Genomic DNA, 14,226 nt, shown 5'->3' on the forward strand with positions numbered 1-14,226 from the left:
GGGACGCGCGTCAGGTCTTCTTGCGGAACTTCGACACCGCGAGCGGCATCGTGACGGCCGTGATGGCGACCGCCCAGCCGAGCGTGACCAGTGTCGGGTGCGCCACCGCGCCCTGGCCGTTGATCAGCGCACGGGCCGCGTCCGCCAGGTTGGATACCGGATTGACCTGGGTGAAGCCCTCCAGCCAGCCGGGCATCGATGTCGGCGGCGCGAAGATCGACGAGCCGAACTGCAGCGGCATCAGCACCACCATCGCCATGCCCTGGACCGCCTGCGGGGTCCGTACGGCGAGCCCCAGCAGGATGAAGATCCACATCAGTGCCGCGCCGAAGGCCGTGGACAGCACGATCGCGCCGAGGAACTCCAGGATGCTGCCGCGGATTTCCAGACCGAGCAGGAAGCCCATACCGAGCAGGATCGCGGTGGCGATCAGCATCCGCCCGATCTCGACGACTATCTTCGCTATCAGGACCGAGGACCGGGCGATGGGCATCGTCCGGAAGCGGTCCATCACGCCCTTGCGGAAGTCCTCGTTGACGCCCATGCCCACCGCCATGGCGATGTTCATGCCCATCATCGCCATCATGCCGGGCACCAGGCGCTGGATGTATTCGGACTGGTTGTCCTTGCCGGCGATGGCGCCGCCGAAGACATACGTGAACAGCAGGATGAAGATGACCGGCATCAACAGGACATCGAACATCGACTCAGGATCCTGCTTGATCTGCAGGGCGTTGCGCCGCACCAGCGCGCCGATGTGCCGCAGATTGGCGCGGAGACCGATCCGGCCCTCGTCGGCACCGGGCTTGGTGAGCGGTGCCGTCATGGTGGTGGCAGTCATGCCGACACCTCCGCGTACTGCTGCTCCATGTCGTCCTCAGATGTGTCGGCCTCGGAGGTCTTCTGGCCGGTGATGGCCAGGAACACCTCGTCCAGGCTGGGCAGATGGGTGCTGATCCCGGCGAGCGCGAAGCCCTGGCGGCCGAGCAGACCGACCACCTCGGTCAGCTGCTCATCACTGATGATCGGTACGTTGACCACACCCCCGTCGTGGTCAGCCGTGGCGCCCGCGATGCCGTCCAGCCCGGCCTGCTCGATGGCGGCGGCCACCCGGCCCAGCTCCCCGTGGTCCGACGGCCGGATCTGCAGCGTCCGCCCGCCGACCTTGGCCTTCAGCTCGTCGACCCGGCCCTCGGCGATCACCCGTCCGCGGTCGACCACCGTCAGCTCGTTGGCCAACTGCTCGGCCTCTTCCATGTACTGGGTGGTCAGCAGCACCGTCGCGCCCTCGCGCACCATCCGCTGGACCTCGTCCCACACCTCGTTACGGGTGCGCGGGTCCAGACCGGTGGTCGGCTCGTCCAGGAAGAGCACCGAGGGCCGGCCGATCATCGAGGCGGCCAGGTCGAGCCGGCGGCGCATCCCGCCGGAGTACTTGGCCGCGGGCCGCTTGGCGGCCTCGGTCAGCGAGAACCGCTCCAGCATCTCGTCCGCGCGCCGGCGGGCGTCCTTGCGGGACAGATCGAGCAGCCGCCCGATCATGTAGAGGTTCTCCCAGCCGGAGAGCTTTTCGTCGACCGAGGCGTACTGCCCGGTCAGGCCGATCGTGCGGCGCAGCGCGCGGGGCTGGCGCACCACGTCGAAGCCGGCCACCACGGCGCGGCCGGCGTCCGGCACCAGGAGGGTGGACAGGCAGCGTACGAGCGTCGTCTTGCCGGCACCGTTGGGGCCGAGCACCCCGAGCACGGTGCCTTCCTTCACGTCCAGGTCCACCCCGTCGACGGCCTTGACCGCGCCGAAGTGCTTGACCAGACCGCGCACCTCCACGGCGTTCCCGCCCTTGGTGGATATCGTCTTTCGCGTCATGCCAATACCCTGCCAGGGGCTGCCGACAAGGCACCGACATGTCTCCGACAGCTTGCTTCCCGCGATTTCGGCTGCCCCGCCGGTTCGCTGCGCTTTGCCTTCGGCCCCACGTTTTTGGCTGTCCCGCCGTTGCGCCTGGCGGCGGGCGGGGTCCGCTGCGCGGGGCTGTTGGGGTGCGGTGACGGGCCTCCGGGGGAGGGGTGTGGGACTGCTTCGCTTTACGTCCCACACCCCTCCCCCTCCGGCCCGTCCCCTCCCGTTGGGGGATGGGAAACGGTGGGTGGGGGTGGTCGTCGGTGGTCGGGTGCTCCTCGTGAAGCAGGAGTGAAATCGGCGTCTACGGACGCTCGCCCCCACTCACCGTTACTGACTCCCCCAACGGGAGGGGACGGGCCGGAGGGGCCTGGTGTGTGGACGTAAAGCGAAGCAGTCCACACACCAGGCCCCGGAGGTCCGTCACCGCACCCGACACCCACCCGCCCGCCGCAGGCGCAACGGCGAGGCACCCGCAAGCATCAGCTGAGGCACCGCGCAGCGGAGCGGCAACGGCGAGGCACCCGCAAGCATCAGCTGAGGCACCGCGCAGCGGAGCGGCAACGGCGAGGCACCCGCAAGCGTCACCTGAGCCCACGCCCCGCGCAGCGGACCCGCAACGGCGAACAACCACCACGGCGGGTCAGCCGAAAACGTGGGCCGAAAGCAAAGCGCAGCCGATTAGTGGAAGGTGTGGGCCTCCGCCGGGAAGTCACCGCCGACGACGTCCTCCGCGAACGCCTTCGCCGCCCCGCCGAGCAGTGCCCGCATGTCGAGGTACTGCTTGACGAAACGCGGCACCCGGCCGGCGGTCATGCCGGCCATGTCGGTCCACACCAGGACCTGCGCGTCGCAGTCCAGGCCGGCGCCGATGCCGACGGTCGGGATGTAGAGCGAACGGGTGACCTCGGCGGCCAGCTCGGCGGGTACGGCCTCCAGAACGACCGCGAACGCACCGGCGTCCTGCACCGCCTTGGCGTCCCGCAGCAACTGCTGGGCCGCCTCCTCGCCGCGGCCCTGGACGGGGTAGCCGCCGAAGGCGTTGACCGACTGCGGGGTCAGCCCGACGTGCGCCATCACCGGGATGCCGGACGAGACCAGCAGCTCCACCTGCTCGGCGGAGCGCTCACCGCCCTCCAGCTTGACGGCGCCCACTCCTGCTTCCTTCACCAGCCGGGTGGCGTTGCGCAGCGCCTGCACCGGCCCTTCCTGGTACGCGCCGAACGGCAGATCGCCGATGACCAGCGCGCGCTTGGTGCCCCGGACGACCGCCGCGGACAGCAGGGTGATCTCGTCCATGGTGACCGGCACGGTGGATTCGTAGCCGAGGTGGCAGTTGCCCATCGAGTCACCGACGAGCAGGACGGGAATCCCGGACTCGTCGAAGACGGAGGCGGTCATCGCGTCGTAGGCGGTGAGCATCGGCCACTTCTCGCCGCGCTCCTTGGCGGCGGCGATATCGCGGACGGTGACCCGGCGCGACCCCGTGCCTCCGTAGAGCGACTTGTCGACCGGCTTCTGGGCAGGCGAAAGCTGCGTCATGGTGACGGCTCCTGTTCATCATCTCGAGGCACCCTGACGGTGTCCCCGGACTCCCCTCCATGCTGGCACGGCCTGCGCACAAAGGAAAAGGGAGCGGGGGCAAGCCGGTTTGTTCACCCGGAGGAGGGGCGCGCCCGGGGAAAAATTCGATACGGAACGGGTTCGTATCGAAAAATGGCTATCGTGGCGGCATGGCCACCTCACCCACCGCCCCGGGCACACCGCCGGCCCGGCAGATCCCGGACCGCATCCACCGCCGCCGCTGGGCGATCCTGTCCACCCTCATGCTCAGCCTGCTGATCGTGGTGCTGGACAACTCGATCCTCAATGTCGCCATGAAGACGATCGCCACCCCGGCCCCCGTCGGCCTCGGCGCCACACAGAGCGAGCTGGAGTGGGCGATCAACTCCTACACCCTGGTCTTCGCCGGCCTGCTGTTCACCGCGGGGCTGCTCGGTGACCGTGTCGGCCGCAAGAAGGTGCTGCTCTTCGGTCTGGCGGTCTTCGGCGCCGGGTCGGTGCTGGCCGGGGTCTCCGGCTCGCCCACCGAGCTGATCGTCTTCCGTGCCGTGATGGGCCTGGGCGGCGCCTTCGTCATGCCCGCCACCCTCGCCATCCTGATGAACGTCTTCGAGCGGGACGAGCAGCCCCGGGCGATCGGCATCTGGGCCGGCGGGGTGGGCATCGCCATCGCGGTCGGCCCGATCGCCGGCGGGCTGCTGCTGGACCACTTCTGGTGGGGCTCGGTCTTCATGATCAACGCCCCGATCGTGCTGCTCTCGCTGGTCGCGATGGTGGTTCTGGTGCCCGACTCCAAGGACCCCCACCCGGGCCGGATGGACCCCTTCGGGGTGCTGCTGTCCGTCGTCGGGCTCGTCCTGCTGGTCTACGGCATCATCAAGGGCGGCCAGCTCGCCGACTTCACCGACCCGCAGGTGGTCGGCACGGTCGTCGGCGGCCTGGTGGTGCTGACCGTCTTCGTACTCCACCAGAAGCGCAGCGACCATCCGTCCATCGACATCAGCTACTTCCGCACGCCCGCCTTCTCGGCCGCCATCGCCGCCATCGCGCTGGTCTTCTTCGCGCTGATGGGTGTCTCGTTCTTCGCCGTCTTCTACATCCAGAGCGTGCGCGGCTACAGCCCGCTGCAGGCCGGGCTGCTGTTCCTGCCGCTGGCCGCCGCCCAGATGCTCTTCGCGCCGCGGGCCCGGCTGGCCGTGGACCGCTACGGCTCCCGCGCGGTCTGCACCTTCAGCATGTTCGTGGTGGCCGACACCATGCTGGGCCTGCTGCTGCTCACCAAGGACACCCCCATCTGGATCATGGAGGCGCTGCTCTTCCTGCAGGGTGCCGGTATGGCGCACATCATGCCGCCGGCCACCGTCGCGGTCATGCAGTCGCTGCCACGCGAGAAGGCCGGCTCCGGGTCGGCGCTCAACAACGTCTTCCGGCAGGTCGGCGGCACCCTGGGCGTCGCCGTCCTCGGATCGCTGCTGTCGACGAGCTACCGCAACGGCATTGAGGACCACCTCGACGCGGTGCCGGGACTGCCGGCCGCCACCCGGCACGCGGCCGGTGAATCCATCGAGGCGACCCTCGGTCTCGCGGACCGGATGGGCCCGGCCGGCCGGCCGCTGGCCGCCGCGGCCGATGACGCCTTCATCCACGCCATGCACGTCACCGCGCTCGGTTCGGCCGCCGTCGCACTGGTCGGGGCCCTGGTGAGCGTGCTGTTCCTGCCGGGCAAAATGGAACCGGCGCCGCAGGCGGCGGAGCCCCAGGAAGAGCGGAAGGCGGGCGTGGAGAGATGAGCCGGGCGGCGGAGGACCCCGAGGGCGCGGCAGCCGAGGGGCGGCCGGGCCCGGCCGCACCGGCGGGCCGCGGCCGGCCGCGCAGCGCCGCGGCCGACTCCGCCATCATCGAGGCCGTGCTCCGCCTGATCGAGGACGGGGCCTCCATAGGTGAGTTGTCCATGGAGCGCATCGCCCGCGAGGCGGGCGTCGGCAAGGCCACGGTCTACCGCCGCTGGTCCGGCAAGAGCGCCCTGATGCTCGATGTCATGCGGTCCCTGGACGTGCCGAGCCCGCCGCCGGCCGGCCTCTCGGTACGCGACGACCTGGTCTTGCTGCTGGAGTTCCTGCGCCGCCGCGGACTCGCCAAGCGCAGCTCCGCGCTGCTGCGCAGCGTCGTCAGCCATGTCCAGGCGCAGCCCGAGCTGTGGGCGGAATATCACGACACGGTGGTACGGGCGCGCCGTGAGGCGCTGCTCGCGGTGCTCCGGCGCGGGGTGGCGAACGGCGAGATCCGCGGCGACCGGGATCTGGAGATGCTCGCCGATCTCTTCGTCGGCCCGATGCTTTCCCGCGCGCTCCTCCACGAGTGGAAGGAACTGCCCGAGGGGCTCTCGGCGGACATCGTCGACACGGTCCTGGAGGGCGTACGGCCGGCGGCGGGCACGGCGGGCACGGCGGGCTGAACACCTCGGCACCCGTGCCGGGTTGAACGCTCCGTCAGCTCCCGTCGGACGGTCCGGGGAACCACTGGGGAACAGGCGCGGGCTCGCTGGAGGAGGCCGCCCGAAGCTCCGCCGTGTGACCGGATCATGCCCGTTCTGTCACAGCCGATGTCACAACCCCCGGGGCCGGAACCCGGACCCGTCACCGGGCCGTCCTCACTTCTAAGAAAGCCCATTACGGACCATCGCCTAGGGTCGGAGATCCAGGTGAGGCGCAGCGACGCAAGGTAGCGAGGACGGCGACATGGCGCAGGCATATATGACGGAGCCGGGACAGGGGCACACCCCCGGGCAGGCCGGTTCCCGGGCCGAACGCCTGCGGAACTGGTGGCGCCCCGAGGGCACCTGGCGGCGCGGCCTCGTGCTCGCGGTGCTCGCCGTCCTGCTCGGGCTGCTGATGATTCTTCACGCGGAGATCCCCAACACCCCGGGAAACTGGGGCAGTCTGCTGGAGACCTTCCTGCCGTGGGTGGGGCTGGGCATCCCCCTGCTGCTCATCGCCGCGGTGCTGCGCCGCTCGGCGAGCGCGCTTGCCGCCCTGCTGCTGCCCACCATCGTCTGGGTCAACTTCTTCGGGAATCAGGTCACCGACAAGGCCGGTGAGGGCGGCAACCTCACCGTGCTCACCCACAACGTCAATGCCGCCAACCCCGACCCGGCGGGCACCGCCAAGGACCTCGTGGCGTCCGGCGCCGATGTGGTGGCCCTGGAGGAGTTGTCCGGGGACGCGCTGACGACCTACCGTCAGGGGCTGGCGAAGGCGTATCCGTACCACACGATCGAGGGCACGGTCGGCCTGTGGAGCAAGCGCCCGCTGACCGACACCCGGCCGGTGGACACCAAGATGGGGTGGAACCGCGCGCTGCGTGCCACCGTCACCGCCACCGACGGCCAGAAGTTCGCCGTCTACGTCGCCCACCTGCCGTCGGTACGGGTCAACGCCGCGAAGGGCTTCACCGCCGACCGGCGCGACGCCAGTGTCGAGGCGCTGGGCGAGGCGATCGCCGCCGACCCGGTGAAGAAGGTCATGCTGCTCGGCGATCTCAACGGCACCATGAACGACCGCTCGCTGGCCCCGCTCACCTTCCACATGCGCTCCGCCCAGGGCGCGGCGGGTGACGGCTTCGGCTTCAGCTGGCCGGCGGCGTTCCCGATGGCCCGGATCGACCAGATCATGATGAAGGGGATGGACCCGGTCAAGGCCTGGGTGCTGCCCTCGACCGGCAGTGACCACCTTCCGGTCGCGGCGTCGGTGAAGATCTGACCGGGGGCGGCGCACCGCCGGGGGAGATCGACGCGGGCCCGTAACGCCCCGTTCCCGTGCCGGAATACTGAGCCTGAGAGACTTTGTTCCGTAAGAGAACTTAAAGCTTACGGTCCGCTGTCCGCGTGCCCGCCCGCACGCAGCACCCTCGAAAGGTCTTTCATGCCCTTGGCTCTGCTCGCTCTCGCGATCTCGGCCTTCGGTATCGGCACCACGGAGTTCGTGATGATGGGCCTGCTGCCCAACGTCGCGGACGATCTGGGCACCTCGGTGCCCACCGCCGGCTACCTCGTCTCCGCCTATGCCCTCGGCGTCGTCATCGGCGCCCCGCTCCTGACCGCCCTCGGCTCCCGCATCCCGCGCAAGCGGATGCTGGTCTGGCTGATGGCGGTCTTCACGGTCGGCAACCTCGCCTCCGCGCTGGCACCCACCTTCGGTCTGCTGATCGCCGGCCGGCTGCTGGCCGGGCTTCCGCACGGTGCGTTCTTCGGCGTCGGCGCGGTGGTCGCCGCCTGGCTGGTGCGCGAGGGCCGGCAGGCCCGCGCGGTGGCCACGATGTTCCTCGGCCTGACCATCGCCAACATCATCGGCGTGCCCGCCGCGACCCTCCTGGGCCAGCAGCTCGGCTGGCGCGCCACCTTCCTCATCGTGGCCGCCATCGGCCTGGTCGCGATGGCCTCCCTGGCCCGGCTGGTGCCGCCGCTGCCGGCCGACGAGCGCACCGGCCTGGGCCGCGAGCTGCGGGCGCTGGGCAACCGCCAGGTGCTGCTCGGCCTGCTCACCACCGTCTTCGGCTTCGCCGGGATCTTCGCCGTCTACAGCTACCTCGCGTCGATGATGACCGAGGTCACCGGCTTCGCGGAGAGCTCGGTCCCGCTGGTCCTCGCCCTCTTCGGCATCGGGATGACCCTCGGCGCGCTCGCCGCTGGCCCGCTCACCGACCGGGCCCTGCGCCCGACCCTGTACGGCTCGCTGGCCGCCCTGGCCCTCGTCCTGACCGCCTTCCACTTCACCGCCCAGGTGAAGTGGGCGGCGCTGGTCACGGTCGTCCTCATCGGTGCCGTCGGCTTCCTGACCACCACCCCGCTCCAGATGCTGGTCATGAACAAGGCGCAGCAGGCCCCGACCCTGGCTGCCGCCTCCAACCAGTCCGCCTTCAACCTCGCCAACGCCGGCGGTGCCTGGGTCGGCGGCCTGGCCCTGGCGGCCGGCTGGGGCTGGACCTCCCCGACCCTGGTCGGAGCGGTCCTGGCGGCCCTCGGTCTGGCCGTCGCCCTGGTGGCCGGCTTCCTGGACCGCGGCGCCCATGACGCGTCCCGGATCGTGGCCCGCAGCGGCGAGGCGGACACGGAGCGGGCCACCGGCGCCACGGTTCCGGCCGGGGAACGTATCGGCTGACCGCGCACGGCGCAGGTCCGGGCGCCGTGCGCGGCAGACGCGGGACACCCACACGGCGCGCGGCCGGGCGGACCGGCACGGCAGACGCGGGACACCCCGGGCCGCCCGGCCTGACGGTGTCCCGCGCGAGGTCACCGTCCCCGGCCGCAACGGGACAGCGGGCTCACCCCGCCGCCGTACCCTGACTCCCCGTCAGGCCCCTTCCCGCCAGTGATTGGTGATCGGCAGCCGGCGGTCCTTGCCGAAGCCCTTCGCGGAGATCTTGGGACCCGGAGGGTACTGGCGGCGCTTGTACTCGGCGTGGTCGACCATCCGCAGCACCCGCGTCACCAGGTCGGCGTCGAAGCCCTGCGCGGTGATCTCCTCCCGGCCGTGGTCGCGGTCGACATAGAGCTCCAGGATGCGGTCCAGGACGGCGTAGTCGGGGAGGGAGTCGGTGTCGACCTGGCCGGGGCGGAGTTCGGCGCTCGGCGGCTTGGTGAGGGTGTTCTCGGGGATCGGCGGGGTCCGGCCGCGCTCGGCGGCGGCCTGGTTGCGCCAGCGGGCCAGCTGGTAGACGACGGATTTGTAGACGTCCTTGATGGGGCCGTAGCCGCCCACCGAGTCGCCGTAGAGGGTCGAATAGCCGCAGGCCAGCTCGGACTTGTTGCCGGGGGCGAGGACCAGATGGCCCTCCTGGTTGGAGATGGCCATCAGGGTGGTGCCCCGCAGGCGCGACTGCAGATTCTCCTCGGCCAGGCCGGTCAGCGGCAGCGCGGCCATGTAGGCGTCGAACATCGGGCCGATCGGCACCGTACGGAAGGACAGGCCCGTACGGCGGGCGAGTTCGGCGGCGTCGGTGAGGGAGTGCTCCGACGAATAGCGGGAGGGCATCGCCACCGCATGTACCTGGGCCGCCCCCAGCGCGTCACAGGCCAGGGCGGCGACCAGCGCGGAGTCGATCCCGCCGGAGAGGCCGAGCACCACACTGCGGAAGCCGTTCTTGGCGACATAGGCGCGCAGGCCGACGACCAGCGCGGTGTAGATCTCCTCCAGGTCGGTGAGGCGTTCGGCCGTACCGCCGAGGGTCTCGGGAGGGTACGGCGGCAGGGGGTCGGGGGAGAGGGTGACATGGGTGAGACGCAGTCCGTCGTTCAGGACCCCCGAGGGCGGTTCGGGCGCCGCGGCCGGCAGGTCCAGGTCGACCAGCACACAGCCCTCCGCGAACTGCGGTGCCCGCGCGATCACCCCGCCGTCCTTGTCGACCACGATCGAGTCGCCGTCGAAGACCAGCTCGTCCTGCCCGCCGATCATCGCCAGATAGGCGGTGGTGCAGCCGGCCTCCTGGGCCCGCTTGCGGACCAGCTCCAGCCGGGTGTCGTCCTTGTCCCGCTCGTACGGCGAGGCGTTGACCGACAGCAGCAGCCCGGCGCCCGCGCTGCGCGTCGCCGGCACCCGGCCGCCGTCCTGCCACAGGTCCTCGCAGATGGCCAGCGCGACATCGACCCCGTGCACCCGTACGACGGGCAGCGTGTCGCCGGGGACGAAGTAGCGGAACTCGTCGAAGACGCCGTAGTTGGGCAGGTGGTGCTTGGCGAACGACAGGGCGACGTCGCCGCGGTACAGCACGGCGGCGGCGTTCTGCGGGGCGCCCGCGGGGCGGCCGTAGCGCGGTTTGGCCTGTGCGCCGCGGTCGAGATACCCGACGACCACCGGCAGATCGCCCAGGCCCTGCCCGGCCAGCCGGGCGGCCAGGATCCGCAGCGCGGCGCGGCTCGCCTCGACGAACGAGGGACGCAGCGCCAGGTCCTCGACGGGGTATCCGGTCAGCGCCATCTCGGGGAACGCGACGAGGTGTGCGCCCTGGTCGGCGGCGTGCCGGGTCCAGTGCACGATCGTCTCGGCGTTCTGGGCGAGGTCGCCGACACAGGAATCGATCTGATTGAGGGCGAGACGAAGTTGAGGCACCCCGCCAGTCTAATCGTCTTTCTGACGCAATGGGGGTCGGGGAGATGTCGGCGGCGCTTCGGGCGGGTCACAGGCGGCCCGTGTTCTCCCCCTTCCCCGCCCGTCGGCCCCGGCCGGCGATGCCGGGCCGACGGGCGGGGTGCGGTGTCTCCGGGGTGCCTAGTTCTTCCGGTATCCGAGCACCGTCATCATCCCCGACTCCGAGTGATAGACGTTGTGGCAATGGACCATCCACAGCCCGGGGTTGTCGGCGTCGAACTCGACATCGAGGCTGCGCCCCGGCAGCACGATCGCGCTGTCCTTGCGGGGCCCGCCGTTCGGCAGCGCGAAGTGGTGCCCGTGGATGTGTACGGGGTGCCACATCTTGGTGTGGTTGCGGATGGCCAGCCGCACCCGCTCACCGGCCCGGATCGGGGTGCGGTGCGACGGTGAGTACTGCCTCCCGTTGATCGCCCAGTCGAACTTCGCCATGGAGCCGGTGAGCTTCAGCTCGACGGTGCGGTCGGGGCGGCGGGCCACGGCCCGTACGCTCTCGGCCGCCCGGAGCCGGTACGCGCTCAGCAGCCGGCCGTCCAGCTCCTCGGGCCGGGCGGACGCGCCGGGTGCCCGGCCGCTGCCGGTGCGCAGCACGGCCTGCGCCGAGCGCTTCTTGCCCTCGGCGAGCGCGGTCAGCGGGAAGACGCCGTCCTTGGCCGTGACCAGCACGTCATAGCGCTCGCCCATGCCGAGCAGCAGCGCATCGGTCTCGGCGTGCTCGACGGGGAAGCCGTCGGCGTGCGTCACGGTCATGGCGTGGCCGCCGAGCGCGACGCGATAGGCGGTGTCGCCGCCCGCGTTGAGGAAGCGGATCCGGATACGGTCGCCGGGCTTGGCCCGGAAGGTCTGCGGATCCTTGGCGAGCCGGCCGTTGATGAGGTGGTACGGGTAGTCCACATCGCCCGCGTCGCCGTTCAGCAGCTTGCTGTAGGAGCCCGTCAGCATCCGTGACGGACCGCCGGCGTGCGCGGCCTGCGTCCCATGACCACCGCCGTCGCCTCCTGCGGGCTCTCCCTCGTCCCCGTGCATGCCCCCGTGGGACCTGCTCATGCCGCGGTTCAGCTCGGCCAGTACGTCGTCGGGGGTGCTGCCGTCCACCCCGTCGACCCAGTCGTCGAACACGACGACCCACTCCTTGTCATAGGAGAGCGGCTCCTTGGGGTCGTCGACGATCAGCGGGGCGTACAGGCCGCGGTCCTGCTGGACGCGGGAGTGCGGATGCAGCCAGTACGTGCCGGGGTGGGGGACCGCGAACCGGTAGGGGAAGGAGGCGCCGGGCATGATCGGCCGCTGGGTGAGGGTGGGGACGCCGTCCATGTCGTTGCGCAGCGCCAGTCCGTGCCAGTGCACGGAGGTGGACTGCGGCAGGTGGTTGGCGAGGGTCATGGCGAGCGTGTCGCCCGCCGTGACCCGGATTTCCTTGCCGGGCAGCACGTCGCCGTACGCCCAGGTGTCGACGGTGTGGCCGCCCAGGTCGATGCGGGCCGGGGTGGCGGTCATGGTGAACTTGCGCACCGGGCCCGCGCCCCGCTTCCGCTCGGCCTCGACGACCTCCGGGCCGTCCGGGGAGACGTAGTCGTCCGGGGTGTCGTGGCGGGAGCCGTGGGCATGGTCCCTGCCGTCCGTGCCGGAGCGCGGGCCGGGGCTGAAGGCGCCGGCGCCACGGGCGGCCAGCAGACCGCTGCCGGCAACGGCGATACCCGCGCCGAGCACGGCGCGGCGGGAGTGCGTACGCATGAGAGAAGCACCTCGTGACGGTGTCGCTGGGTGATGTGGGTACGGGGGAGCGGCCACTGCCGCGGACTCCGTCGGGCGTCGGCGGCAGGCGCGCGCTCCTACACGCGCAGTACCGACAGGCGGTCGAGGAGTGTGTGGCGCGGCGGCGCGGATATGGGCCACAGTCCGCGCGGCAGACGGGCGCGCAGGGCCGTGAGCAGGCCGGTCTCCCGGTATCCGGTCAGCAGGCCGGTGCCCAGCAGGGCGAGGAGGGCGAGCGCCCACAGGGAGAGGACGGCACGGCAGACGGTGCCGAAGGTGTGCATGGCGACGATGCCGGCGATCAGTGCCGTGAACAGCAGCAGACGGCCGCACCGGGCGACGGCCTTGCCCTGTTCCCGCATCGCGGACCTCTCGACGGAACGACAAACCGGCGTACGCCGGGCAGGCCGGCACCTCGCAGCCTACCCCCTAGGGGTATAGGCCTCCAGTAGTGGCCCGCCAATGGAGTGCACCGGAGCGGCCGCCGACGTGTCCGGCCCTCCGGCCCGCCGTCTGCGGTCCTCCGCGCCGGTGCCACCGCTTAACTTGCCACCACCCGCCTATTCTTGGCCTTTCCGCGCCACCGGCGTGCCCGGCGTTCCGTGCCACCGGCCGGGTCCACCCGATCACCTGGATGTCCGTGACCCCGAACCGCCCTTCGGCCCCCGCCTTCCGCCGGGTGGCCGCCGCCCTGCCGTGGCTCGGCGCGCCCGCGTACACCGTGTGGGTGCCGAAGGCGGCGATCGCACGCAAGGGCTCGCCCGGCGCACGCCCCGGTCCGCCCGCCGCCCATCCGGACCAGCCCGGACCCGCCCGCCCACCGCTCTCCCCGCCCCCGCAGCGAGGACAAGGCCAAGGAGACCGATGAACCGCACCCTCCGCCCCCTCCCCCCACCCGGCCGGTTCCTGCGTGTGGACGGTGTGGCGCTGCACGTCCTGACCGAGGGCCGCGGCCCGGTCTGCGTCCTCAGCGGCGGCCTCGGTATGGCGTGGTTCGACTGGGACGCGGTCGCCGCGCTGCTCGCCCCGTACCGCACCGTCGTCCGCTTCGACCGCCCCGGTCTCGGCCTGAGCGCCCCGGCGCCCGAACCGCCCACCCTCGCCGCCGAGGCCGACCGGATCGCCCACCTCCTGGACGCGCTCGGCCACTTCGGCCCGGCCACCGTCGTCGGCCACTCGCTCGCCGGATTCCACGCCGAGGCGTTCGCCCGGCGCCACCCGGACCGCTGCGCCGGGCTCCTCCTGGTCGACACCGGCATCGAGGACAACCCCCGGCCCCGGCTGCCGCGCGCGCTGCGGACCGCCTGGGCGGGCGGGGTGGCCGGTGCCCTGGCCGCCGCCGGCCTGCCCCGCGCCCTGGGCCCCGCCGTCCGCCGGCTGATCGGCCGCGCCTCGACCGTCGGCAGCCATCCACCGCACCCCTGGGAACGCGCCGGCTACCGCACCAGCCGCGTCGCGCGGGCCTGCGTCCTGGAGAACACGACCTACCCCTACCAGGCCGCGGAGCTTGCCGCACTGCGCCCGGACCATCCGCTGCCCGCGGTGCCGGTGACCGTCCTCGCGGCCTACGACGGCAGCGAGACGGCGGGACGGCTGCGGTGGCTGGAGCGCCAGCGGGGGCTCGCCGCGGAGCTGGGCGGCCGGTTCGCGGTCGCCGCCCCCGCGGGCCACCTGGTGATGGCCGATGTGCCGGAGTCGGTGGCGCGGGCGGTGCTGGACCTGTCGGGGACGGGACACGACGCGACGGTGGCGGACCGGCCGTAGGGACCCGGCGCACGACGGGCCGGACGGACCAAGGGGCGGGCGCACCGCGGGCCGGACGGAGCAAGGGCCCGGCGCACCGATTCCAAGTCAACGAGCTCCCCGC

General features: G+C 71.7%; 11 protein-coding genes. 5 read left to right on the forward strand and 6 right to left on the reverse strand.

The window, feature by feature from the left end:
- Positions 1-10: 10 nt before the first annotated feature.
- The 3 genes from SLV14N_RS28485 to panB all read right to left on the reverse strand — a co-directional run bounded on the left by SLV14N_RS28485 (position 11) and on the right by panB (position 3,441).
- Positions 11-841: an ABC transporter permease gene (locus SLV14N_RS28485; RefSeq protein ID WP_208684710.1), complete on the reverse strand. Its 831-nt coding sequence runs from the start codon at positions 839-841 to the stop codon at positions 11-13.
- Positions 838-1,866 (reverse strand): ATP-binding cassette domain-containing protein, encoded by a 1,029-nt coding sequence (locus tag SLV14N_RS28490; protein ID WP_263271645.1) that lies wholly within the window; start codon positions 1,864-1,866, stop codon positions 838-840. The genes SLV14N_RS28485 and SLV14N_RS28490 overlap by 4 nt, the downstream gene beginning before the upstream one ends.
- A 714-nt stretch (positions 1,867-2,580) precedes the next feature.
- Complete coding sequence (gene panB, locus SLV14N_RS28495) at positions 2,581-3,441, reverse strand: 3-methyl-2-oxobutanoate hydroxymethyltransferase (protein ID WP_263271646.1); 861 nt, start codon at positions 3,439-3,441, stop codon at positions 2,581-2,583.
- A gap of 191 nt (positions 3,442-3,632) precedes the next feature.
- Here panB and SLV14N_RS28500 point away from each other — a divergent pair, with 191 nt between their 5' ends.
- The 4 genes from SLV14N_RS28500 to SLV14N_RS28515 all read left to right on the forward strand — a co-directional run bounded on the left by SLV14N_RS28500 (position 3,633) and on the right by SLV14N_RS28515 (position 8,618).
- Positions 3,633-5,252 carry an MFS transporter gene (locus SLV14N_RS28500; RefSeq protein WP_208684712.1) on the forward strand — a complete coding sequence of 540 codons (1,620 nt, stop codon included), beginning with the start codon at positions 3,633-3,635 and terminating at the stop codon, positions 5,250-5,252.
- The gene (locus SLV14N_RS28505) at positions 5,249-5,917 is read left to right on the forward strand and encodes a TetR/AcrR family transcriptional regulator (RefSeq protein ID WP_208684713.1); all 669 of its coding nucleotides are present in this window, start codon (positions 5,249-5,251) and stop codon (positions 5,915-5,917) included. The genes SLV14N_RS28500 and SLV14N_RS28505 overlap by 4 nt, the downstream gene beginning before the upstream one ends.
- A gap of 283 nt (positions 5,918-6,200) precedes the next feature.
- Complete coding sequence (locus SLV14N_RS28510; RefSeq protein WP_263271647.1) at positions 6,201-7,220, forward strand: endonuclease/exonuclease/phosphatase family protein; 1,020 nt, start codon at positions 6,201-6,203, stop codon at positions 7,218-7,220.
- 162 nt (positions 7,221-7,382) lie between these two features.
- The gene (locus SLV14N_RS28515) at positions 7,383-8,618 is read left to right on the forward strand and encodes an MFS transporter (RefSeq protein ID WP_263271648.1); all 1,236 of its coding nucleotides are present in this window, start codon (positions 7,383-7,385) and stop codon (positions 8,616-8,618) included.
- Between the two features lie 192 nt (positions 8,619-8,810).
- Here the strand turns inward: SLV14N_RS28515 and SLV14N_RS28520 are convergent, their stop codons facing one another.
- The 3 genes from SLV14N_RS28520 to SLV14N_RS28530 all read right to left on the reverse strand — a co-directional run bounded on the left by SLV14N_RS28520 (position 8,811) and on the right by SLV14N_RS28530 (position 12,721).
- The gene (locus SLV14N_RS28520; protein WP_263271649.1) at positions 8,811-10,565 is read right to left on the reverse strand and encodes an NAD+ synthase; all 1,755 of its coding nucleotides are present in this window, start codon (positions 10,563-10,565) and stop codon (positions 8,811-8,813) included.
- Positions 10,566-10,724: 159 nt separating this feature from the next.
- On the reverse strand, positions 10,725-12,338 hold the full coding sequence (locus tag SLV14N_RS28525) for a multicopper oxidase family protein (RefSeq protein WP_263271650.1): 1,614 nt from the start codon (positions 12,336-12,338) through the stop codon (positions 10,725-10,727).
- 98 nt (positions 12,339-12,436) lie between these two features.
- Positions 12,437-12,721: a hypothetical protein gene (locus tag SLV14N_RS28530; protein WP_263271651.1), complete on the reverse strand. Its 285-nt coding sequence runs from the start codon at positions 12,719-12,721 to the stop codon at positions 12,437-12,439.
- A gap of 502 nt (positions 12,722-13,223) precedes the next feature.
- Here SLV14N_RS28530 and SLV14N_RS28535 point away from each other — a divergent pair.
- On the forward strand, positions 13,224-14,123 hold the full coding sequence (locus tag SLV14N_RS28535) for an alpha/beta fold hydrolase (RefSeq protein WP_208684721.1): 900 nt from the start codon (positions 13,224-13,226) through the stop codon (positions 14,121-14,123).
- The last annotated feature ends 103 nt before the right edge of the window (positions 14,124-14,226 follow it).

Origin of the sequence: Streptomyces sp. Je 1-4 4N24, from assembly GCF_026239515.1 — a bacterium.
Lineage (GTDB): Bacteria > Actinomycetota > Actinomycetes > Streptomycetales > Streptomycetaceae > Streptomyces > Streptomyces nigrescens.

Coding starts and splice junctions, on each gene's coding strand:
- SLV14N_RS28485 (WP_208684710.1), bottom strand. CDS start 841: ATGACTGCCACCACCATGACGGCACCGCTCACCAAGCCCGGTGCCGAC.
- SLV14N_RS28490 (WP_263271645.1), bottom strand. CDS start 1,866: ATGACGCGAAAGACGATATCCACCAAGGGCGGGAACGCCGTGGAGGTG.
- panB (WP_263271646.1), bottom strand. CDS start 3,441: ATGACGCAGCTTTCGCCTGCCCAGAAGCCGGTCGACAAGTCGCTCTAC.
- SLV14N_RS28500 (WP_208684712.1), top strand. CDS start 3,633: ATGGCCACCTCACCCACCGCCCCGGGCACACCGCCGGCCCGGCAGATC.
- SLV14N_RS28505 (WP_208684713.1), top strand. CDS start 5,249: ATGAGCCGGGCGGCGGAGGACCCCGAGGGCGCGGCAGCCGAGGGGCGG.
- SLV14N_RS28510 (WP_263271647.1), top strand. CDS start 6,201: ATGGCGCAGGCATATATGACGGAGCCGGGACAGGGGCACACCCCCGGG.
- SLV14N_RS28515 (WP_263271648.1), top strand. CDS start 7,383: ATGCCCTTGGCTCTGCTCGCTCTCGCGATCTCGGCCTTCGGTATCGGC.
- SLV14N_RS28525 (WP_263271650.1), bottom strand. CDS start 12,338: ATGCGTACGCACTCCCGCCGCGCCGTGCTCGGCGCGGGTATCGCCGTT.
- SLV14N_RS28530 (WP_263271651.1), bottom strand. CDS start 12,721: ATGCGGGAACAGGGCAAGGCCGTCGCCCGGTGCGGCCGTCTGCTGCTG.
- SLV14N_RS28535 (WP_208684721.1), top strand. CDS start 13,224: ATGAACCGCACCCTCCGCCCCCTCCCCCCACCCGGCCGGTTCCTGCGT.